Here is a 20372-nt window from a genome sequence, read left to right as displayed (position 1 = left end):
ACCTGCGCTGGATCGTTCATGTCTGCTGTTGCCGATGGGCTGCCCCTCAATAAACGCCTGCCGGCCGTGATTGCGATCTCCCTGGGGATCGGTATGGCGACCCTGGACACGGCCATCGTCAACACGGCGTTGCCGACCCTGGCCGAGGGCATTGGTACTGATTCGGCCTCCGTGATCTGGGTGGTCAACGCCTACCAGCTGGCGATTATCGCCACGGTGCTGCCGTTTGCGTCCCTCAGTGATGTGCTGGGGCATCGTCGGGTGTACCTCGGCGGGTTGCTGGTGTTTATTTTGTCTTCGCTGTTTTGCGGGCTGGCCGGTTCGCTGGTGACCCTGACTGCCGCAAGGGTAGTGCAGGGGCTGGGGGCGGCGGCGATCATGAGTGTGAACACGGCGTTGTTGCGGCATATCTACCCGTCGAAGATGCTCGGGCGCGGCCTGGGTTACAACTCGTTGGTGGTGGGGCTGGCGTTTACCCTGGGGCCCACGGCGGCGTCGGCGATTCTGTCGGTGGCGACCTGGCATTGGCTGTACTTGATCAATGTGCCGCTGGGCTTGCTGGCCCTGGCATTGGGCGTGCGTTCGTTGCCGACCCTGCCGATGACCGGGCATGCCTTCGACCGTCTGGCCGCCGTGCTGTGTGCCGGGCTGTTCGCCTTGCTGGTACTGGGCCTGGGCACGGCGGTGCACGGCGCCCAGGGCGCATTGACCCTGGGCCTGATCGCCGTGGCGCTGGTGTGCGGCGCCTGGCTGCTGCGCCGTCAAGCCGGGCACCCGGCGCCGATGCTGGCCCTGGACCTGTTCAAACGGCCGGTGTTTGCCTTGTCGTCCCTCACGGCGATCTGCGCCTTCAGCGCTCAGGGGTTGGCGTTTGTGTCGCTGCCGTTTCTGTTGCAGGCGGTGCTGGGGCATAGCCAGGTGGAAACCGGTTTTCTGATGACGCCGTGGCCAGCGGTGGTGGCGGTGATGGCGTTGGTCGCGGGGCGCCTGGCCGACCGCGTGTCCCTTGGCTTGTTGTGCGGCATCGGCCTGTTGCTGCTCAGCCTCGGGATGGGGGCGCTGGCGACCTTGGGCAGCGGCGCCTCAGCCTTCGATATCGGCTGGCGTATGGCGTTGTGCGGTGCCGGTTTCGGCTTTTTCCAATCGCCCAACCTCAAGGCGATCATGACCAGTGCGCCCTTGGCCCGCAGCGGCGGTGCCAGTGGCATCGTGGCGATTTCACGCTTGCTGGGGCAAACGTTGGGGGCGTCGTTGGTGGCGTTCTGTTTCCATTTGTCGTTGGGCAGCGGCCCGCAATACGCGCTGTGGCTGGGCTGCGTGTTTGCGTTGGTGGGCAGCGTGGCCAGCGGGCTGCGCCTGCTGCCGTATAAACAGCGGGTTTAGCGCTTGTAAAGCAGCGGGCCGGAACGCTACCGTGGCGACCTGAGTATTTCGGGATGTTTCAGATTTATGTCCAGCCTGGCCCTCCGCACCGCTGATACCCATTCCCGCCGCGCCGCGCTGACCCTTGCTTTGTGCCTGCCCAGTGACGTGTTGCTCTACCTGCTGCTGCCGATGGAGTCCCAGGCCTTCGGCATCACCCTGGCCCAGGCCGGCGTGCTGCTGGCGGCCAACCGCCTGGTGCGGATTTTTGGCTACCGCCATGTGTTGAATTTCTACGCGCGCAACGGTGATCGGCTGACCTGCATGATCGCCGCCGGTGCCGCCACCGTGTGTGCGCTGGGCAATTCGATACTGTCGGGCTTTGCTGCATTGCTGGGGCTGCGGCTGATCTGGGGCCTGTGTTTTGCCGCATTGAACCTGTCGACCCAAGTGCTGGCCACCTCGGAACCTACCGGTGCCGCAAGGCGGGCAGGGCGTTCGCGGGCGTTGATCGCCTGGGGGCCGATGCTGGCGTTGCTGTTGGGTGGCTGGTTGACGCTGTGGGCGGGGCCGCGTCCGATCTTTCTGATTCTGGCCGGCTGTTGCCTGGTGGGCCTGTGGATGGCGCGCGGCTTGCCCAGCGTCGGACATGACTTGCACAGCACCCCGGGGCGCCGCTTCAAGTGGCCCGACAGTGTGGCGCTGTGGTCGTTTATCGAAGGCGTGGCGTTGGACGGGCTGTTTATTTTCGGCCTGTCGATCCAGGCGCAGAAGCTGCTGGGCGGCAATGCGGTGCTGATCGCCGGCGGCTTGATGGCGCTGCGCTATGTGTCGGAAATGCTCCTGAGCCCGCTGGGCGGCCGCGCGGCCCAGCGTTTTGGCGCGACGTCGATGCTGTTGCTGTTTTCGTTCCTGAGTGCCCTGGCCCTGACTGCGTTTGGCAGTTATTGGGTGGTGGTCGGCGCGGCGGCGGTGCTGGTGCTGCGCGCGCTGCAGCTGCCGCTGGTGACCACCCTGGTGGCCGAGCGCAACCCCGGCTCGATGCGCGTGTCGGCCTTGGCCTCGAATGCCGTGTGGCGCGATATCGGCGCAGGCCTCGGCCCATTGCTGGCGGGCCTGTTGCTGCCGATTGCCGCGGCGCCCTGGGTGTTTGGCCTGGCCGGCGCGGCCATCGCCGTGAGCGCGGTATTCTGCTGGCGCGCCAACACGGTAACGGCCTGACTCAAGGGTTTTTCAACGTCTCCAGCCAGGCGGGGTCGAAGCGGGTTTGCGCGGGGTCGATCCCCAGTTGCTGCATCTTCGCCTGGTGCGCCTCGACTTCACCCGCCAACTGCGCCTGGCTGCTGGAGTTGGCGTCCAGCGCATGCATTTGCGTCAGCCCCAGGTGATAGAAGCGCAATACTTTGATCGCCGTCGGGTCATTGGCCTGCACGCGTGCAGTGACGGCGTGCATCACATTGGTCACGCTCATCAGGCTGCGCTTGAGCTGCCAGCCATACACCGCCGCCGCCATCCAGGGCTGGCGCCAGAACGGGCCGCGCACCAGCGCAAGGGTGATCAGCACTCCGGCAAATACGCCGCCGACATTGAAGCGCAAATTGTCGCCGCCGGGCTCGCCGAACAGCATCACCGCCAGGCTCGACAGCAGCATGGCCAGGGCCAGGAACACCACGGCCACGATCAGCGTGCTGCGCCGGGTCTGCTGGCGGTAGGTAGCGGGGTCGCAGGGTTTCAGCTCGAACATCCGGGGCAATCTCCAGAAGGGGCCGGCATCATCTCACGCTTGGGCAAACAAGTTGAACGATGCCGCACGGCGGTTTCTCTAAACCTGTGTAGACCCCTTGAGGTGACCCATCATGCCCGAATACAAGCAGCCACCCCCCGGTACACCCGACCCCGATCGCACCCCCGGTGAAGAAGAGCGCGACAACGATGCGTTGCGCCCCAATGACCCGAAAGAGCGTGACGAAAACGACGACGTAGAGCGTGTCGAGGAAGACCTCGAAAACCTTCACGACAAGGCTCGCCCGCTGTAACAGGAGACTTTGATGAACAAGCGCCCTGACGGCCCGCCGTCCAACGAGCAGGCCCGCGACAAGGATGAGTTGGGTTTCAACCCGGACTCGCCGGACGTGTCCGACCCGCAGGTCGACCCCATCGGCGCGGCCATCGCCCCGCTGGATGAGCACAAAGACCCGGCGAAAAAAAAGCCGCCCTACGATCCGTTGGGCGACTTGAAACCGTAAACAAGCCCCGCCTTCGAGCGGGGCTTTTTTTCACTTGGGGGGTGTCCAGGTCACTTCGGTGATCCCGTATTTCTCGGCCCACGGGCGCGTGGTTTTCTTCACTTGCTCATGGCCCACACGGCCGATACGACTGACATGCGCAATGTCGGCATCAACGGCCGCCCAGTGCCAGGCCTCGGCGTTATTCATTATTTCTGCGCGCACCACAAATGACTTTGGCTGGCCGTGCAGTTGGTAGTGGATGGTGTAGATTTTTGCGGTACTCATGTTGCCTCCCTGTCTTGTTATAGATGGAGGGGAAAGCGTTCAAAAAGGTTCATTCAAAATGACAATCTGCACGCCGGCGCGGCATAGTGACGCCCTCGCTCCGTGCCCAAGGATTGCGCCATGCCCGCTCTGACCCACAGCCGCCTGTACCTGCAACGCCTGGGCTACGACACGCCGCCGCCGCCCACGCTGCAGACCTTGCAGGATTTGCAGTTGCGCCACGTGTGCACCTTTGCCTTTGAAAGCCTGTCGACCCTGCTGCACCTGCCAGTGCCGATCGACTTGGCCAGCGTCGAGCAAAAGGTACTGCTCGACGGGCGCGGCGGTTATTGCTACGAGTTGAACCAGCTGTTCCTCGCGCTGTTGCAGGAACTGGGCTTCGACGCGCGCGGCATCACCGGCCGGGTGGTGATGGGTGGGCCGGCGGATGCGCACACGGCGCGCACCCATCGCCTGAGCCTGGTGGCCCTGGACGGCGTGAGCTACGTCAGCGATGTCGGCTTTGGCGGCATGGTGCCCAGCAGCCCGTTGCTGCTGGACAGCGAGGCCGTGCAAGCCACCGCGCACGAACCCTATCGCCTGAGCGTCGACGGGCAGGGCCGCTACACGCTGTGGGCGCAGGTCGCTCATGAGTGGCGCGGCCTGTATGTGTTCGACCTGCAAGTGCAGGCTGATATCGACTACGAAATCGGCAACTGGTACGTCTCCACCCACCCGCAATCGCCGTTTGTGGGCCAGTTGAAAGTCGCGCGCCTGGCCGCCGGCAAACGCCACACGCTGAACAACGCCAGCTACGCGGTTCATTATCTGGACAAGCCCAGCGAGAAACGCCGGCTCGACAGCGCCGATGAGCTGTTGAAGCTGCTCAGCGAACCCTTCGGGATTCGCCTGCCGCAGGAGGCGCAACTGCGTGCGGCGCTTGATGGCCTGGTACTGGCTGCGCCTTGAAAACATTGATATGGAGCCATCGCTGAAGCTTTTTACCTCCAGATTCAGGCAAGTAATTCGAGCCAAGCACCGCGTTCCAGGAGCGCGCGTACTGTGGCAAGCAGGCTCGCCACAGTGTCATCCATTAGCCCAGCGCGGCGAGTTGTGCCACGGTTTCCGGAAACCGCGCCACCAGGCGAATCAAGGTAGCTGCCTGGGCATTCGGCTTGGCCCGGCCCTGTTCCCAGTTTTCCAGCGTGCGCACATTCGTGCGCAGGTACATGGCGAACACCGAGCGTGAGAGGTTGAGTTGCTGGCGCACGGCTACCACTTCTTCGGCCGTCAGCGGGGCCAGGTTGTTGAGTTGAACCTTGTGGGTCCGCAGGGTGACTTTGCCTTGGCGCTCTTCGGCCAGAGCGTCGAAGCCTTCGACCAGTTCGGAAAAGATTTCACGTTTCATGATGTGTTCTCGCTTTGATTTCCCTGTCCAGCATGTGTTTTAGGGCTTTTTTGTGGTGGGGGGCCAGGTCGTCCTGTTCGTGTTTGCCGTACAGGGTGAATAGCCAGAACTGCGTGCCACCTGACCACCAGTAGTAAATGACCCGCAGGCCCCCGCGTTTACCTTTGTTGCGCCGCTCATCGACGAAGCGAACCTTGCGTAGCCCGCCGGTTCCCTCGATCACGTCGCCTGCTTCCGGGTTTTTCATCAACTCCTGTTGAAAACCCTGGAAAAGCTCGTCACTCAGATAATCTTTGCGATGCCGCTCGAAGGCTGGCAGTTCGATAAATAGATCATCCATGTTCTGTACGTAGACTGCGTATAGGTTGCTGGCCCACGCGCCTGGGGTCAAGTGACGGGGCTGTGGGAACTTTCCTAAAACGCAACCACCATACGGCCGCCCCAGGCGCATAGATGCCGGACGAAGAGGCGGAGGAAATAGGAAAATTCTGCGAGTGGCGAAGGGTGGAACCATTGCTCTCCAGAAACGCAAAACGGCGCCCGAAGGCGCCGTTTTGTTTACCGCATCTGACTAACCGATCAAACGCCCAGCACCGCGTGCTGCACCAGGGTGAGCAACGGTTGTGGGTACACGCCCAGGAAGAAGGCGAGCAGGGCGATGGCCAGCAGCATCACGCCACCGGCTTTCTGTTCCCAGTGCAGCTCGGCGTCTACGCGGCGCAGGTTTGGTTCGATCAGGTACAGGGTGACCATCACGCGCAGGTAGTAGAACACGCCGATGGCGCTGCCCAGTACCAGGGAGGCAACCAACCACCATTCGTGGGCTTGAACACCGGTCGCGACAATGTAGAACTTGCCGATAAAGCCGGCGGTCAGCGGGATACCGGCCAGGGACAGCATCATCACGGTGAGTACCGCGGTCAGGTACGGACGGCGCCAGAACAGGCCGCGGTATTCGTACAGGGCGTCGGCGTCACGGCCTTTGAACGGCGAGGACATCAGCGTGATCACGCCGAAGGCGCCGAGGCTGGTAATCACGTAAGTGACCAGGTACACGCCCATGGCTTCCACGGCCAGGCCTTTGCTCGCCACCAGGGCGATCAGCAGGTAGCCGAAGTGCGCGATGGAGGAGTAACCGAGCAGACGCTTGAGGTTGTTCTGGGTCAGGGCCAGCAGGTTACCGAACAGGATCGACGCAATGGCGATCACGGTCAGCACATCGCTCAGCACACCGGTGTTGGCCGCCGGCGAGATCTGGAACAGACGCACCATCACCGCAAACACCGCGACCTTGGAAGCGGTAGCCAGGAACGCAGCCACCGGCGCCGGGGCGCCTTCGTACACGTCCGGGGTCCACAGGTGGAACGGCACCAAGGAGAGCTTGAACGCCAGGCCGATCAGCATCATTGCCAGGCCCAGTTGGGCAATCGGCGCAGGCATGCTGGTGGCGGCCAGGGCGTGGCCGATACCGGTGAAGCTCAGGCTGCCGGCTTCTGCGTAAAGCAGGGCCATACCAAACAACAGGAACGCGGAACCGGCGGCCGACAGCACCATGTACTTGATGCCGGCTTCCAGGGAGCGCTTGTTGAAGAAGGCGTAGGCCACCAGGCCGTAGGTCGGGATCGACAGCAGTTCCAGCCCGATGAACAGGCCGGCCAGGTGCTGCGCGCTGACCAGCACGATACCGCCGGCCGCAGCCAGCAGGATCAGCAGGTACAGCTCTTCGCGGTTGCCTGGGTAACCCGTGCCGCCTTCGCCGAGGTAGGCGTGGGCGAGGGTGACACAGGCCAGGGTCGCGACCAGGATCAGGGCGATGTACAGCAGCGCGAAGTCATCGACCATCATCAGCGGCGTCACCGCCAATGGCGCGACCTTGAGGGCCGGGATGATCGACAGCAGGGCCAGGTTCAAGCCGGCACAGGACAGCAGGAACGTTTGCGAATGATTGCGGCGCCAGGCGATCGCCAGCATCACCACCACGATGGTGAGGCTGGTGATCAGCAGCGGCGCAAGCGCGATAAAGTGTTGGATCGTGAATTCCATAGCGCTCTTACCGGGCCGAAGCGAGTTGAGAGAAGGCGGTGCCGAACCACTGCTGCACGCCATGCATCGTTGCGGCAGAAGTGTCCAGGAACGGTTGCGGGTACACGCCGATGTAAATCAGCAATACCGCAAGGCCGAGCACCATGATCAGTTCGCGAGCATCCATCCCTTGCAGGACGGTGTCGGACTTGGCCGGGCCGAAGTAGGCGCGGTGGATCATGATCAACGAGTAAACCGAACCAAACACCAGGCCGGAGGTAGCAATCGCACTGATCCACGGCGTTTGCACGAAGGCACCCATCAGGATCAGGAACTCGCCGATAAAGTTGCCGGTACCCGGCAAGCCCAGGGACGCGGCAGCGAAGAACAGGCTGATCGCCGGCAGGTACGCGATGCGCGACCACACGCCACCCATTTCACGCATGTCACGGGTATGCAGGCGCTCGTACAGCTGGCCACTGAGGATAAACAGTGCAGCGGCCGACACACCGTGAGCCAGCATCTGGATCACTGCGCCCTGCAGCGCCAATTGGCTGCCGGAGTAGATGCCGATCAGGACGAAACCCATGTGGGAAACGGACGAGAAGGCAATCAGACGCTTGATGTCGGTTTGCGCGAAGGCCAGGAATGCACCGTAGAAGATCCCGATCAGACCCAGGGTCATGGCGATCGGCGCAAACTCGGCCGAGGCATTCGGGAACAGCGGCAGGGCAAAACGCAGCAGACCATAAGCCGCAGTCTTCAGCAGGATACCGGCCAGGTCCACGGAGCCGGCAGTCGGCGCCTGGGCGTGAGCATCCGGCAGCCAGGAGTGGAACGGCACCACCGGCAGCTTCACCGCGAAGGCGATGAAGAAGCCCAGCATCAGGATGTACTCGGTGGTCAGGGACATCTTGGTTTTCAACAGGTCGGCGTAGTTGAAGGTAATCACGCCGGTGTTGTTGAAGTTGACCAGTACCAGACCCAGGATCGCCACCAACATGATCAGGCCGGAAGCCTGGGTGAAGATGAAGAACTTGGTCGCCGCGTAGATCCGGGTTTTCTTGCCGTCCGAAGAACTGTGACCCCAGAGCGCGATGAGGAAGTACATCGGCACCAGCATCATTTCCCAGAAGAAGAAGAACATGAACAGGTCCAGCGCAAGGAACACGCCGACGACGCCGCCCAGGATCCACATCAGGTTCAGGTGGAAGAAGCCCACGTGACGCTGGATTTCTTTCCAGGAGCAGAGTACCGAGAGGATACCCAGCAGGCCGGTCAGCAGGATCATCAACAGCGACAGGCCGTCGAGGGCCAGGTGCACGTTGATGCCGAAGCGCTGGATCCACACGTGCTTGAATTCAAGCGCGAAGGTGGGGTCGACGCCCGGTGCCGGAGCAAATGAATAGTCGCCATGGGCCCACAGCCAGAGGCCGAGCGCGAGTTCCAGGGACATGGTCAGCAACGCAATCCAGCGGGGGAGGGTGGCGCCGAAGCGTTCACCCATCCAGCAGAGCAGGCCGCCGATAAAGGGGATCAGGATTAGCCAGGGCAGAATCATGACGGGCTCGTTTCCTTTCGCAAGTTCGCAAAGTGCATAGACATAGTCAGACCGCTACCACAACGATGGCGCCGATCACCAGCACGGCACCGAGGGCCATGGAAGCTGCATACCAACGCAACTGGCCGGTCTCGCTGCGGCTCAAGGCGGTGTGACCGGCCTTGGCGGCGCGCGGGATCAAACCGATGGTCTGGTCGAGCGGGTCTTTACGCAGTACATGGCTGATGGCGAGGTACGGCTTGACGAACAGTTTGTCGTAGATCCAGTCGAAGCCCCAGGCAGCGAACCACCAGGCCGACAGGAAGCGGCCGATGCCACTGTTGGCCACGGCGGTGACGAAGCGACGCTTGCCGAGGAACAGCAGCGCAGCCAGCAGGATACCGGCCAGGGCGATGGCGCCCGAGGCGATTTCCAGGCTGTGCTTGGCGGCGCCACCGGCATGCCCGGCGCTTTCCGGCAGTACACCGGCGAGTGGCGGGGTGATCATGGCGCCGATGAAGGTCGACAGGACGATCAGCACCGACAATGGCAGCCAGTGGGAGATGCCGTGGCCTGCGTGTGCTTCGGTCTTGGCTTCACCGTGGAAGGTGATGAAGATCAGGCGGAAGGTGTACAGCGAGGTCATGAACGCACCCACCAGGCCTGCGTACAGCAGGTTCTGGTTACCGCTGGCGAAAGCTTCCCAGAGGATTTCGTCTTTCGAGTAAAAACCGGCGGTCACCAATGGCAGGGCGGCCAGGGCGGCACCACCGACGATGAAACTGGCGTAGGCCAAAGGCAGTTTCTTCCACAGGCCGCCCATCTTGAAGATGTTCTGCTCGTGGTGGCAGGCAACGATCACCGCACCGGAAGCAAGGAACAGCAGGGCCTTGAAGAAGGCGTGGGTCATCAGGTGGAAGATCGCCGCGTCCCAGGCGCCAACGCCCAGGGCCAGGAACATGTAGCCGATCTGGCTCATGGTCGAGTAGGCGAGGATGCGCTTGATGTCGGTCTGCACCAGCGCGGCGAAGCCGGCCAGTACCAGGGTCACGCCACCGACGATCCCTACAAGATGCAGGATGTCCGGCGCCAGGGTGAACAGGCCGTGGGTACGCGCGATCAGGTAGACACCGGCGGTTACCATGGTTGCGGCGTGGATCAGTGCAGAAACCGGGGTAGGGCCGGCCATCGCGTCCGCCAGCCAGGTTTGCAGCGGCAGTTGCGCGGATTTACCCACGGCGCCGCCCAGCAGCATCAGGGTCGCCAGGGTGATCCAGAAGTCGCCGACCTGGAATTTCTGCGGTGCCAGCACCAGCAGTTCCTGGATGTTCAGCGTGCCCACCTGTTGGAACAGGATGAACAGGCCGATGGCCATGAACACGTCGCCGATCCGGGTGACGATAAAGGCCTTGAGTGCCGCGTTGCCGTTGTTGCGGTTGCTGTAGTAGAAACCGATCAACAGGTACGAGCACAGGCCCACGCCTTCCCAGCCGAAGTACAGGAACAATAGGTTATCGCCGAGTACCAGGAACAGCATGCTGGCGATAAACAGGTTGGTGTACGAGAAGAAGCGCGAGTAACCCGCTTCACCGCGCATGTACCAGGACGCGAACAGGTGGATCAGGAAGCCTACACCCACCACCACGCCGAGCATGGTGATCGACAGGCCATCGACGTAGAGGGCGAAGTTGGGCTTGAAGCCCTCCACCGACATCCACTGCCACAGCACCAGGGTGTAGTGGCCGCCTTCCGGCGGTGCCACGTTGAATTGCCAGATGACGTAGGCGGCCACGATGGCCGACAGGCCAATCGAACCCACGCCGATCAAGGCCGAGAGGTTTTCCGACCAGCGCCCGCGAGAGAACGACAGCAGCAGGAAACCGATCAGGGGAAATACGAAAGTCAGAAAGATCATGTTCATCCGCGCATCTCACTGGCAGCGTCGATATCAAGCGTGTGGAAGCGACGGTACAGCTGCAGCAGGATCGCCAGGCCAATACTGGCTTCGGCGGCTGCCAGGCTGATCACCAGGATGAACATGACTTGTCCATCCGGCTGGCCCCAACGTGCGCCCGCCACGATGAACGCCAGTGCGGCAGCGTTCATCATGATTTCCAGGCTCATCAACACGAACAGAATGTTACGGCGAACCATCAGGCCGACCAGGCCAAGGCAGAACAGGATGCCGGCGACCGCCAGACCATGCTCCAAAGGGATAGCAGGCATCGTCATTGCTCCTTGGCTTCGTTGCGGCCCAAGTGGAAGGCCGTGATGGCTGCAGCGAGCAGCAGCATCGACGCCAGTTCGACCACCAGCAGGTACGGGCCAAACAGGCTGATGCCCACGGCTTTTGCGTCTACGGTGGTGTGGCCGATGGCCTGGCCGCTCTGGTGAGCGAACAGCACATACAGCAGTTCACCTAGCAGCAGTGCCGCGAGGATGACCGGGCCGAGCCAGATGCCGGGCTTGAGCCAGACGCGTTCCTGGGCGACCGAAGCCGGTCCCAGGTTGAGCATCATCACCACAAACACGAACAGCACCATGATGGCGCCGGCGTAGGCGATCACTTCCAGCACGCCGGCGAACGGTGCGCCGAGTGCAAAGAAGGTCATGGCCACGGCGATCAGCGAAATGATCAGGTAGAGCAGGGCGTGCACGGGGTTGGTGTTGGTGATCACGCGAAGCGTGGACACAACCGCAATACCCGACGCGAAATAGAAAGCGAATTCCATCTTTCTTCCTTAAGGCAGCAAGCTCTTCACGTTGATCGGCTCGGCTTCGTTTTGTGCGGCGCCTTTCGGCTTACCGGCAACGGCCATACCTGCAACACGATAGAAGTTGTAATCAGGGTTTTTACCGGGACCAGAGATCAGCAGATCTTCTTTCTCGTACACCAGGTCCTGACGTTTGAACTCGGCCATCTCGAAATCCGGCGTGAGCTGGATTGCGGTGGTCGGGCAAGCTTCCTCGCAGAGGCCGCAGAAAATGCAGCGCGAGAAGTTGATGCGGAAGAAGTCCGGGTACCAGCGACCGTCTTCGGTTTCAGCTTTCTGCAGGGAGATGCAACCCACCGGGCACGCCACGGCGCACAGGTTGCAGGCTACGCAACGCTCTTCGCCATCGGGGTCGCGGGTGAGTACGATGCGGCCGCGGTAGCGCGGCGGCAGGTACACCGCTTCTTCCGGGTATTGCAGGGTGTCGCGTTTGCGAAAGCCATGGCCGAAAACCATCACCAGGCTTCGCAACTGGGTACCGGTACCCTTAACGATGTCGCCAATATATTTGAACATGGGTCAAATCCTCACTGAACCGCGCCCGCTGGCGTGTTCAACAACACAACGGCAGCAGTCACCAGCAAATTGATCAGGGTCAGCGGCAGGCAGAAGCGCCAGCTGAAATCCATCACCTGGTCGTATCGTGGACGCGGAATGGAAGCGCGCAGCAGGATAAACAACATGATGAAGAACGCGGTCTTGAGGAAGAACCAGAAGAACGCCAACTGCGGCAGAATGCCGAATGGACCGTGCCAGCCGCCGAAGAACAGCGTGACCAGCAGGGCCGAGATCAAGATGATGCCGATGTATTCACCGACGAAGAACATGCCCCACTTCATGCCGGCATATTCAATGTGGTAACCGTCGGCCAGTTCCTGTTCCGCTTCCGGCTGGTCGAAGGGGTGACGGTGAGTCACGGCCACGCCAGCAATGAAGAAGGTACAGAAGCCAAAGAACTGCGGAATGATGAACCACAGGTTCTGCGCCTGGTACTCGACGATGTCGCGCATGTTGAACGAGCCGACCTGCACCACGATGCCCATCAGCGCGAGGCCCATGAACACTTCGTAGGACACGGTCTGGGCCGAGGCCCGCAAGCTGCCCAGCAGGGCGAACTTGTTGTTGCTCGACCAACCGGCGAACAGCACCGCGTAGACCGACAGACCGGCCATGGCGAAGAAGAACAGCAAGCCGATGTTCAGGTCCGCCACGCCCCAGGTCGGGGTGATCGGGATAACGGCAAAGGCGATCAGCAAGGCGCTCATGGCCACGACCGGTGCCAGGGTGAAAATCACCTTGTCGGCAAACGGCGGGGTCCAGTCTTCCTTGAAGAACATTTTCAGCATGTCGGCCGCGATCTGGAACATGCCGAACGGGCCAACGCGGTTCGGACCGTAACGGTCCTGCCACCAGCCCAACAGGCGACGTTCGACGAAGCTGAGCAGGGCGCCCGCAACGACCACGGCTAACAGGATCACGATGGCCTTGACGACCGAGATGATCACGTCGATCACTTCAGGGGTGAACCAAGTCATTGCGCTGCCTCCTGCAGACCGTCAACGGTTTTACCGAAGATCGCCGGCGGGATACCCGCGAGGCCTTTTGGCAATGCAACCAGGCCGGCACCCAACTCATCGTTGATGCGCAGCGGCAGACGCAGGGTCTGGCCGGCCACGTTCAGGCTGAGCAGGGCACCGTCGTTGACGCCGAGGCGGTCGGCTTCGGACTTGGCCACCGACACGTAGGCTTCGGGGATGCGGCTTTGCACCGGCGCGGCTTTGGAAGAGGTCTCTTCGCTGCCGAACAGGTGGAAGAACGGCACAACCTGCCAGGTGCCCTGGGCCGGGTTGAATGGACGCGGTACCGCAGCGAACCAGTTCAGCGAGTCACCGGTGCTTTCGATCAGGCGGGTGCCCGGGTCGCCAGCACGGATGTGACCACCGACTTCGTCCTGGAACTTGTTCCAGGCCTGCGGCGAGTTCCAGCCCGGCGACCAGGCAAATGGCACCTGCTGACGCGGTTCGACCGAACCCGAGTAACCTTCCATGGAGAAGGCAAACGCGGTGTCGTGGTCTTGCGGGGTACGCGGTTCGTGCACGCTGATGTCGGCGCGCATGGCGGTACGACCGGAGTAGCGCAGCGGTTCACGGGCCAGTTTCATGCCCTTGATGCGGAACGCGGCGGACGGTGCAGCGTCGACGATACGTGCCAGCTGCGGCGCGCTTGCGGCGGTGGCGGCGGTCACGTGGTCGAGCTGGGTCCAGTCGATCGGTTGGTTCAACAGGGTAGCGCGCAGGGCATGCAGCCAGCGCCAGCCTTCGTGCACCAGGATGCTGGCGTCCATGTACTTCGGATCGAACACCTGGAAGAAGCGCTGGGCGCGGCCTTCCTGGCTGACCAGGGTGCCGTCGCCTTCGGCGAAGCTCGCCGCTGGCAATACCAGCTGGGCGCGATCGCTGGTGGCGGTCTTCTGGTGGTCGGCGACGATCAGCACTTTGGCCGCATTCAGCGCGGCGTCAACCTTGGCGGCATCGGTGCGGGTGTAGAGGTCGTTTTCCAGCACCACGATGGCGTCGGCATTGCCGTCGATCACCGCTTGCAGGCCGGCGTCCAGGGACTCGCCACCGAGCATGGCCAGGCCGAGGCTGTTGGCTTCCGGCACCACCAGGCTGATGGAGCCGTTCTTGTCGCGCAGCTTCAAGGCTTTGGCAATATTGGCCGCGGCTTCGATCAGCGCCTTGGAACCCAACGAGGTACCGGCAATGATCAATGGGCGCTTGGCGGCCAGCAGGGCGTCGGCGATGCGCTGGGCGAGTTCCACGGCTTCAGTGTCCAGGCCGTCGACGGCAGGCGCGCTGGCGTCGAGGGCGTGGGCCACGGCGAAACCGATGCGGGCCAGGTCGTCGGGTGCTGCGTGCACGCACTCTTCGGCGATGTCGTCGAGCTTGGTTTCAGCCAGGCTCGCGATAAACAGCGGGTTCAGCGCGTGCTGGCCGATGTTTTTCACCGCAGCGTCAAGCCACGGCTGGACGCGCATGGCGTCGGCCATGTCTTCGGCCTTGCCTTTGACCGACTGGCGCAGGGACAGGGCCACGCGCGCTGCGGTTTGGGTCAGGTCTTCACCGAGCACGAAAATGGCATCGTGGTCTTCGATGTCGCGCATGTTCGGCACGGGCAGCGGGCTGTCGTTCAGCACCTGCAGGACCAGACGGATACGCTCCAGCTCTGCGGCTTCGATACCGCTGTAGAAGTGCTCGGCGCCGACCAGCTCGCGCAACGCGAAGTTGCTTTCGAGGCTGGCGCGCGGCGAACCGATACCGACGATATTGCGGCCGCGCAGCAGGTCGGCGGCTTTATCCAGCGCCGCGTCCAGGCTGAGCTTGGCACCATCGGCCAGCAGCGGCTGGCGAGGGCGGTCCTTGCGGTTGACGTAGCCATAGCCGAAACGGCCACGGTCGCACAGGAAGTACTGGTTGACCGAACCGTTGAAGCGGTTTTCGATACGACGCAGTTCGCCGTAGCGCTCGCCCGGGGAGATGTTGCAACCGCTGGAGCAGCCATGGCAGATGCTCGGGGCGAACTGCATGTCCCACTTACGGTTGTAGCGCTCGGAGTGCGTCTTGTCGGTGAACACACCGGTCGGGCAGACCTCGGTGAGGTTGCCGGAGAACTCGCTTTCGAGCACGCCGTCTTCAACGCGACCGAAGTACACGTTGTCGTGGGCGCCGAATACGCCCAGGTCGGTGCCGCCGGCGTAGTCTTTATAGAAGCGTACGCAGCGATAGCAGGCGATGCAGCGGTTCATTTCGTGGGAAATGAACGGGCCGAGGTCCTGGTTCTGGTGGGTACGCTTGGTGAAGCGATAACGGCGCTCGTTGTGGCCGGTCATCACCGTCATGTCTTGCAGGTGGCAGTGACCGCCTTCCTCACAGACCGGGCAGTCGTGGGGGTGGTTGGTCATCAGCCATTCGACAACGCTGGCGCGGAACGCCTTGGATTCTTCATCTTCGATGGAGATCCAGGTGTTGTCGGTGGCTGGGGTCATGCACGACATGACGATACGACCACGGGTGTCGTTCTCGTCGGTGTATTGCTTGACCGCACACTGGCGACAGGCACCGACGCTACCAAGCGCGGGGTGCCAGCAGAAATACGGGATGTCGAGGCCTAGTGACAGACATGCCTGTAACAGGTTGTCTGCCCCATCGACTTCGAGCGCTTTGCCGTCTACGTGGATAGTGGCCATGGTTCAAAGTTCTTCGTTGGCCCGTTGTCAGCGGGCGTGGCTAATGGAATCTTGTTATTCATGGGCATCAACACAGCCTTTACGGCGTCAGCCCATGAGCAGGCGAAGGGCACGGACCCTTCGCCTGTTAAATCGTTATGCGCCGACTACGATCGGCCTTGCCAGAGGCGGGACGGCGGCGCTGGTAGGCGCGATGCCGGCTTCGAACTCCGAGCGGAAGTATTTGATGGCGCTGCCCAATGGCTCCACGGCGCCCGGTGCGTGAGCACAAAAGGTCTTGCCTGGGCCGAGGAAGCCGACCAGACCGAGCAGGGTTTCGATATCACCCTCGCGGCCTTCGCCATTTTCCAACGCCATCAGCAGCTTCACGCTCCACGGCAAACCGTCGCGGCATGGGGTGCAGAAGCCGCACGACTCACGGGCAAAGAACTGCTCCATGTTGCGCAGCAGCGAGACCATGTTCACGGTGTTGTCGACCGCCATCGCCAGGCCGGTACCCATCCGGGTGCCCACCTTGCCGATGCCGCCGGCATACATTTGTGCGTCCAGATGCTCAGGGAGCAGGAAGCCGGTACCGGCACCGCCTGGTTGCCAGGCTTTCAAGGTGTAGCCGTCACGCATGCCGCCGGCATAGTCCTCGAACAGCTCGCGGGCGGTCACACCGAATGGCAGCTCCCACAGGCCGGGGTTCTTGACCTTGCCGGAGAAGCCCATGAGCTTGGTGCCCATGTCTTCGCTGCCTTCGCGGGCCAAGGATTTGTACCAGTCCACGCCGTCGGCGATGATCGCCGGTACGTTGCACAGGGTTTCGACGTTGTTCACGCAGGTCGGCTTGCCCCACACGCCCACGGCGGCAGGGAAGGGCGGCTTGGAGCGCGGGTTGGCGCGGCGGCCTTCGAGGGAGTTGATCAGCGCGGTTTCTTCACCGCAGATATAACGCCCGGCGCCGGTGTGCACGAACAGCTCGAAGTCAAAACCCGAGCCGAGGATGTTCTTGCCCAGCAGGCCTGCCGCCTTGGCTTCTGCCACGGCACGGTTGAGGTGCTTGGCGGCGGTGGTGTATTCGCCGCGCAGGAAGATGTAGCCCCGGTAGGTTTTGAGCGCGCGGGCGCTGATCAGCATGCCTTCGATCAGCAGATGGGGCAGTTGCTCCATCAGCATGCGGTCTTTCCAGGTGTTCGGCTCCATTTCATCCGCGTTGCACAGCAGGTAGCGGATGTTGATGGATTCGTCCTTGGGCATCAGGCCCCACTTCACACCCGTGGGGAAGCCTGCACCGCCGCGGCCTTTCAAGCCTGCGTCCTTGACGGTCTGGACGATGTCGTCCTGGGCCATGTCGGCGAAGGCTTTGCGCGCCGCCGCGTAACCGTTCTTGGCCTGGTACTCGTCGAGCCAGACCGGCTCGGCATCGTCACGCAGGCGCCAGGTCAGCGGATGGGTTTCAGGCGAACGCTTGATCAGGTTGGCCGGGCCGAAAGATGTAAGGGTCATGGGTAGCCCTCGAGCAATTGGGTGACGCCAGCTGGCTGCACGTCACCGAATGTGTCGTCGTCGATCATCAACGCCGGCGCCTTGTCGCAGTTGCCCAGGCAGCACACCGGCAGCAGCGTGAAGCGGCCGTCCGCAGTGGTTTGGCCGAGGCCGATGCCGAGCTTGTTCTGGATCTCGCTGACCACCGATTCGTGGCCACCGATGTAGCAGACCATGCTGTCGCACACGCGAATGATGTGGCGGCCCACCGGCTGGCGGAAGATCTGGCTGTAGAACGTCGCCACCCCTTCAACGTCGCTCGCCGGGATGCCAAGGATCTCGCCGATGGCGTAGAGGGCGCCGTCCGGCACCCAGCCACGTTCCTTCTGGACGATCTTCAAGGCTTCGATCGACGCCGCGCGCGGGTCTTCGTAGTGATGCAGCTCGTGCTCGATGGCCGAGCGCTCGGTTTCACTCAGGGTGAAACGGTCTGTCTGGATAAGCGTGCTATTCATGCTTAGCGGTCCACGTCGGCCATAACGAAATCGATACTACCCAGGTACGCAATCAAGTCCGCGACCATCTCGCCTTTGATCACCGAAGGGATCTGCTGCAAGTGCGGGAAGCTTGGAGTACGAATCCGGGTGCGGTAGCTCATGGTGCCGCCATCGCTCGTCAGGTAATAACTGTTGATACCCTTGGTCGCTTCGATCATCTGGAAGGATTCGTTGGCCGGCATCACCGGGCCCCACGAAACTTGCAGGAAGTGCGTGATCAGGGTTTCGATGTGCTGCAGCGTGCGCTCTTTGGGCGGCGGCGTGGTCAGCGGGTGATCCGCCTTGTACGGGCCTGCCGGCATGTTGCGCATGCACTGCTCGATGATTTTCAAGCTCTGGCGCATTTCTTCGACGCGCACGATGCAACGGTCGTAGGCATCGCCGTTGGCGGCCAGCGGGACTTCGAATTCGAAGTTCTCGTAGCCGGAGTACGGGCGCGCTTTACGCAGGTCGAAGTCACAGCCAGTCGAGCGCAGGCCGGCACCGGTGACGCCCCATTCCAGGGCCTCTTTGGTGTTGTAGGCGGCGACGCCGATGGTACGACCCTTGAGGATGCTGTTATCCAGCGCAGCCTTTTGGTACTCGTCCAGACGCTTGGGCATCCAGTCGATGAATTCCTTGACCAGGCGCTCCCAACCGTTCGGCAGGTCGTGGGCCACGCCGCCGATGCGGTACCAGGCCGGGTGCAGACGGAAACCGGTGATGGCCTCGATGACCTTGTAGGCGCGCTGGCGGTCGGTGAAGGTGAAGAACACCGGGGTCATGGCGCCGACGTCCTGGATGTATGTACCCAGGAACAGCAGGTGGCTGGTGATCCGGAAGAACTCGGCCATCATGATGCGGATGGTGTCGACGCGGTCCGGGACCTTGATGCCGGCCAGCTTCTCGACCGAGAGCACGTACGGCAGGTTGTTCATCACGCCGCCGAGGTAGTCGATACGGTCGGTGTAGGGGATGAAGCTGTGCCACGACTGACGTTCGGCCATCTTCTCGGCACCACGGTGGTGGTAGCCGATGTCCGGTACGCAGTCGACGATTTCTTCGCCGTCCAGCTGCAGGATGATACGGAAGGCACCGTGAGCCGAAGGGTGGTTCGGGCCCAGGTTGAGGAACATGTAGTCCTCGTTGGTGCCGGAGCGCTTCATGCCCCAGTCTTCCGGACGGAAGCGTGCCGCTTCCTCTTCAAGCTGCTGCTTGGCGAGGTTGAGGCTGAACGGGTCGAATTCGGTGGCGCGCGCAGGGAAGTCCTTGCGCAGCGGGTGACCTTCCCAGGTCGGCGGCATCATGATGCGCGTCAGGTGCGGATGGCCCGGGAAGTCGATACCGAACATGTCCCAGACTTCACGCTCGTACCAGCTGGCGTTCGGCCAGATACCGGTCACGGTCGGGACGCTCAGGTCGCTCTCGGAGAGGGCGACCTTGATCATCACGTCGCTGTTACGTTCCAGCGACATCAGGTGGTAGAACACGGTGAAATCGGCGCCGCTCGGCAGGCCTTGACGCTTGGTGCGCAGACGCTCGTCCACGCCATGCAGGTCATAGAGCATGACGTACGGCTTGGGCAGGTTGCGCAGGAAGGTCAGGACTTCGACGAGCTTGGCACGCGCCACCCACAGCACCGGCATACCGGTGCGCGTGGCCTGGGCGGTGAAGGCGTCAGGGCCAAAACGGTTGTTGAGTTCGACGACCACATCCTGGTCGTCTGCCTTATAAGGCGGGATATACAGAGCACTGCCTGTAGTCATGGTTTTTTATCGCTTTCGGTCAACGTAAAGAATGAAGCCAGGTTTTCGTTCTATAAAAGAAGCGGTCTGGATCAGACTTCGTCGGGGCTGCGCAGGTTGGTGACTGCGATTCGCTGTTCGCGGCGCTGTTCCTTTTGTGACGGCATCTCGGCGCGATAAACGCCTTGATCACCGACTACCCAGGAAAGCGGGCGACGCTCCTTGCCAATCGATTCCTGCAACAGCATCAAGCCTTGCAGGAATGCTTCAGGGCGGGGCGGGCAGCCAGGCACGTAGACGTCCACGGGCAGGAACTTGTCCACCCCTTGAACGACGGAGTAGATGTCGTACATGCCACCGGAGTTGGCGCACGAACCCATGGAGATAACCCACTTCGGTTCGAGCATTTGCTCATAGAGACGCTGAATGATCGGCGCCATCTTGATAAAGCAGGTACCGGCGATAACCATGAAATCCGCCTGGCGCGGTGATGCCCGAATAACTTCGGCGCCAAAGCGCGCGATGTCGTGGGGCGCCGTGAAGGCGGTGGTCATTTCCACGTAGCAGCACGAAAGGCCGAAGTTGTACGGCCACAGGGAGTTTTTACGCCCCCAGTTGACCGCGCCACTCAGCACGTCTTCGAGTTTGCCCATGTAGATGTTTTTGTGGACTTGATCTTCTAACGGATCGGAAACGGTTTCCCGTTCGCCGATAGGGTACTGATCGTTAGGAGCATCCGGGTCGATCCTGGTGAGATTGTATTGCATCGCCAAAGCC

21 protein-coding genes are annotated in these 20372 nt (G+C 62.1%); 5 read left to right on the top strand and 16 right to left on the bottom strand.

The genetic code is table 11. The annotated features are described in order from the left end of the window. Positions 1-18 precede the first annotated feature (18 nt). Positions 19-1383: an MFS transporter gene (locus tag AC0IYH_RS05315; protein WP_471833151.1), complete on the top strand. Its 1365-nt coding sequence runs from the start codon at positions 19-21 to the stop codon at positions 1381-1383. A 66-nt stretch (positions 1384-1449) separates the two neighbouring features. Continuing rightward, the gene (locus AC0IYH_RS05310) at positions 1450-2583 is read left to right on the top strand and encodes an MFS transporter (RefSeq protein ID WP_471833149.1); all 1134 of its coding nucleotides are present in this window, start codon (positions 1450-1452) and stop codon (positions 2581-2583) included. Between the two features lies 1 nt (position 2584). Here AC0IYH_RS05310 and AC0IYH_RS05305 read toward each other — a convergent pair whose 3' ends face one another. Beyond that, positions 2585-3106, bottom strand: coding sequence for a DUF3087 family protein (locus AC0IYH_RS05305; RefSeq protein ID WP_471833147.1), 522 nt, complete (start codon positions 3104-3106; stop codon positions 2585-2587). A 112-nt stretch (positions 3107-3218) separates the two neighbouring features. On the opposite strand from AC0IYH_RS05305, the gene AC0IYH_RS05300 reads away from it, so the two are divergent. After that, complete coding sequence (locus AC0IYH_RS05300; protein ID WP_101271747.1) at positions 3219-3398, top strand: hypothetical protein; 180 nt, start codon at positions 3219-3221, stop codon at positions 3396-3398. A gap of 12 nt (positions 3399-3410) precedes the next feature. After that, positions 3411-3608, top strand: a complete 198-nt coding sequence (locus tag AC0IYH_RS05295) for a DUF6021 family protein (RefSeq protein ID WP_471833145.1) — start codon at positions 3411-3413, stop codon at positions 3606-3608. A 30-nt stretch (positions 3609-3638) separates the two neighbouring features. Here the strand turns inward: AC0IYH_RS05295 and AC0IYH_RS05290 are convergent, their stop codons facing one another. Beyond that, positions 3639-3875, bottom strand: a complete 237-nt coding sequence (locus AC0IYH_RS05290; protein ID WP_122771660.1) for a DUF6555 family protein — start codon at positions 3873-3875, stop codon at positions 3639-3641. Between the two features lie 120 nt (positions 3876-3995). On the opposite strand from AC0IYH_RS05290, the gene AC0IYH_RS05285 reads away from it, so the two are divergent. Then, positions 3996-4823 carry an arylamine N-acetyltransferase family protein gene (locus AC0IYH_RS05285; RefSeq protein ID WP_471833143.1) on the top strand — a complete coding sequence of 276 codons (828 nt, stop codon included), beginning with the start codon at positions 3996-3998 and terminating at the stop codon, positions 4821-4823. A gap of 124 nt (positions 4824-4947) precedes the next feature. On the opposite strand, the gene AC0IYH_RS05280 is transcribed toward AC0IYH_RS05285, so the two are convergent. From AC0IYH_RS05280 to AC0IYH_RS05215, 14 genes are all read right to left on the bottom strand, one after another. Next, positions 4948-5262 (bottom strand): helix-turn-helix domain-containing protein, encoded by a 315-nt coding sequence (locus AC0IYH_RS05280; RefSeq protein ID WP_116629782.1) that lies wholly within the window; start codon positions 5260-5262, stop codon positions 4948-4950. Beyond that, positions 5252-5602, bottom strand: a complete 351-nt coding sequence (locus tag AC0IYH_RS05275) for a toxin (RefSeq protein ID WP_471833142.1) — start codon at positions 5600-5602, stop codon at positions 5252-5254. Before AC0IYH_RS05275 ends, AC0IYH_RS05280 begins: the two co-directional genes overlap by 11 nt. 239 nt (positions 5603-5841) lie before the next feature. Then, positions 5842-7305: an NADH-quinone oxidoreductase subunit NuoN gene (nuoN, locus tag AC0IYH_RS05270; RefSeq protein ID WP_116629781.1), complete on the bottom strand. Its 1464-nt coding sequence runs from the start codon at positions 7303-7305 to the stop codon at positions 5842-5844. 7 nt (positions 7306-7312) lie between these two features. Further along, positions 7313-8845, bottom strand: a complete 1533-nt coding sequence (gene nuoM / locus AC0IYH_RS05265; RefSeq protein ID WP_010209575.1) for an NADH-quinone oxidoreductase subunit M — start codon at positions 8843-8845, stop codon at positions 7313-7315. Between the two features lie 46 nt (positions 8846-8891). Then, positions 8892-10745 (bottom strand): NADH-quinone oxidoreductase subunit L, encoded by a 1854-nt coding sequence (gene nuoL, locus AC0IYH_RS05260; protein WP_122771664.1) that lies wholly within the window; start codon positions 10743-10745, stop codon positions 8892-8894. Then, positions 10742-11050: an NADH-quinone oxidoreductase subunit NuoK gene (nuoK, locus tag AC0IYH_RS05255; RefSeq protein WP_003174727.1), complete on the bottom strand. Its 309-nt coding sequence runs from the start codon at positions 11048-11050 to the stop codon at positions 10742-10744. The genes nuoL and nuoK overlap by 4 nt, the downstream gene beginning before the upstream one ends. Before the next feature lie 2 nt (positions 11051-11052). Beyond that, complete coding sequence (gene nuoJ / locus AC0IYH_RS05250) at positions 11053-11556, bottom strand: NADH-quinone oxidoreductase subunit J (protein WP_016974946.1); 504 nt, start codon at positions 11554-11556, stop codon at positions 11053-11055. A gap of 9 nt (positions 11557-11565) precedes the next feature. Further along, positions 11566-12114 (bottom strand): NADH-quinone oxidoreductase subunit NuoI, encoded by a 549-nt coding sequence (gene nuoI / locus AC0IYH_RS05245; RefSeq protein ID WP_003174725.1) that lies wholly within the window; start codon positions 12112-12114, stop codon positions 11566-11568. 11 nt (positions 12115-12125) lie between these two features. Continuing rightward, on the bottom strand, positions 12126-13133 hold the full coding sequence (nuoH, locus tag AC0IYH_RS05240) for an NADH-quinone oxidoreductase subunit NuoH (protein WP_057721782.1): 1008 nt from the start codon (positions 13131-13133) through the stop codon (positions 12126-12128). Then, positions 13130-15844 (bottom strand): NADH-quinone oxidoreductase subunit NuoG, encoded by a 2715-nt coding sequence (gene nuoG / locus AC0IYH_RS05235; protein WP_471833139.1) that lies wholly within the window; start codon positions 15842-15844, stop codon positions 13130-13132. The genes nuoH and nuoG overlap by 4 nt, the downstream gene beginning before the upstream one ends. 135 nt (positions 15845-15979) lie before the next feature. Further along, on the bottom strand, positions 15980-17335 hold the full coding sequence (nuoF, locus tag AC0IYH_RS05230; RefSeq protein ID WP_099587018.1) for an NADH-quinone oxidoreductase subunit NuoF: 1356 nt from the start codon (positions 17333-17335) through the stop codon (positions 15980-15982). Further along, positions 17332-17829 carry an NADH-quinone oxidoreductase subunit NuoE gene (nuoE, locus tag AC0IYH_RS05225; protein WP_056861694.1) on the bottom strand — a complete coding sequence of 166 codons (498 nt, stop codon included), beginning with the start codon at positions 17827-17829 and terminating at the stop codon, positions 17332-17334. The genes nuoF and nuoE overlap by 4 nt, the downstream gene beginning before the upstream one ends. A 2-nt stretch (positions 17830-17831) precedes the next feature. Continuing rightward, a complete protein-coding gene (gene nuoC, locus AC0IYH_RS05220) occupies positions 17832-19616 on the bottom strand; it encodes an NADH-quinone oxidoreductase subunit C/D (RefSeq protein ID WP_099587016.1) in 1785 nt (594 codons plus the stop codon). Positions 19617-19687: 71 nt separating this feature from the next. Beyond that, complete coding sequence (locus AC0IYH_RS05215; RefSeq protein WP_012724951.1) at positions 19688-20362, bottom strand: NuoB/complex I 20 kDa subunit family protein; 675 nt, start codon at positions 20360-20362, stop codon at positions 19688-19690. Positions 20363-20372 lie beyond the last annotated feature (10 nt).

It is taken from the genome of Pseudomonas sp. AC463, assembly GCF_979253585.1.
The sequence above is the reverse complement of the archived record's forward strand: the minus strand, read 5'-3'. Positions and strand labels throughout refer to the sequence as shown.

Bases quoted from the DNA above. Each gene is read 5' to 3' on its own strand.
- AC0IYH_RS05295 (WP_471833145.1), top strand. From the start codon at position 3,411: ATGAACAAGCGCCCTGACGGCCCGCCGTCCAACGAGCAGGCCCGCGAC.
- nuoH (WP_057721782.1), bottom strand. From the start codon at position 13,133: ATGACTTGGTTCACCCCTGAAGTGATCGACGTGATCATCTCGGTCGTC.
- AC0IYH_RS05215 (WP_012724951.1), bottom strand. From the start codon at position 20,362: ATGCAATACAATCTCACCAGGATCGACCCGGATGCTCCTAACGATCAG.
- nuoE (WP_056861694.1), bottom strand. From the start codon at position 17,829: ATGAATAGCACGCTTATCCAGACAGACCGTTTCACCCTGAGTGAAACC.
- AC0IYH_RS05300 (WP_101271747.1), top strand. From the start codon at position 3,219: ATGCCCGAATACAAGCAGCCACCCCCCGGTACACCCGACCCCGATCGC.
- AC0IYH_RS05290 (WP_122771660.1), bottom strand. From the start codon at position 3,875: ATGAGTACCGCAAAAATCTACACCATCCACTACCAACTGCACGGCCAG.
- AC0IYH_RS05305 (WP_471833147.1), bottom strand. From the start codon at position 3,106: ATGTTCGAGCTGAAACCCTGCGACCCCGCTACCTACCGCCAGCAGACC.
- AC0IYH_RS05310 (WP_471833149.1), top strand. From the start codon at position 1,450: ATGTCCAGCCTGGCCCTCCGCACCGCTGATACCCATTCCCGCCGCGCC.
- nuoL (WP_122771664.1), bottom strand. From the start codon at position 10,745: ATGAACATGATCTTTCTGACTTTCGTATTTCCCCTGATCGGTTTCCTG.
- AC0IYH_RS05280 (WP_116629782.1), bottom strand. From the start codon at position 5,262: ATGAAACGTGAAATCTTTTCCGAACTGGTCGAAGGCTTCGACGCTCTG.
- nuoN (WP_116629781.1), bottom strand. From the start codon at position 7,305: ATGGAATTCACGATCCAACACTTTATCGCGCTTGCGCCGCTGCTGATC.
- nuoC (WP_099587016.1), bottom strand. From the start codon at position 19,616: ATGACTACAGGCAGTGCTCTGTATATCCCGCCTTATAAGGCAGACGAC.
- nuoM (WP_010209575.1), bottom strand. From the start codon at position 8,845: ATGATTCTGCCCTGGCTAATCCTGATCCCCTTTATCGGCGGCCTGCTC.
- AC0IYH_RS05285 (WP_471833143.1), top strand. From the start codon at position 3,996: ATGCCCGCTCTGACCCACAGCCGCCTGTACCTGCAACGCCTGGGCTAC.
- nuoI (WP_003174725.1), bottom strand. From the start codon at position 12,114: ATGTTCAAATATATTGGCGACATCGTTAAGGGTACCGGTACCCAGTTG.
- nuoG (WP_471833139.1), bottom strand. From the start codon at position 15,844: ATGGCCACTATCCACGTAGACGGCAAAGCGCTCGAAGTCGATGGGGCA.
- nuoJ (WP_016974946.1), bottom strand. From the start codon at position 11,556: ATGGAATTCGCTTTCTATTTCGCGTCGGGTATTGCGGTTGTGTCCACG.
- nuoF (WP_099587018.1), bottom strand. From the start codon at position 17,335: ATGACCCTTACATCTTTCGGCCCGGCCAACCTGATCAAGCGTTCGCCT.
- AC0IYH_RS05315 (WP_471833151.1), top strand. From the start codon at position 19: ATGTCTGCTGTTGCCGATGGGCTGCCCCTCAATAAACGCCTGCCGGCC.
- nuoK (WP_003174727.1), bottom strand. From the start codon at position 11,050: ATGCCTGCTATCCCTTTGGAGCATGGTCTGGCGGTCGCCGGCATCCTG.
- AC0IYH_RS05275 (WP_471833142.1), bottom strand. From the start codon at position 5,602: ATGGATGATCTATTTATCGAACTGCCAGCCTTCGAGCGGCATCGCAAA.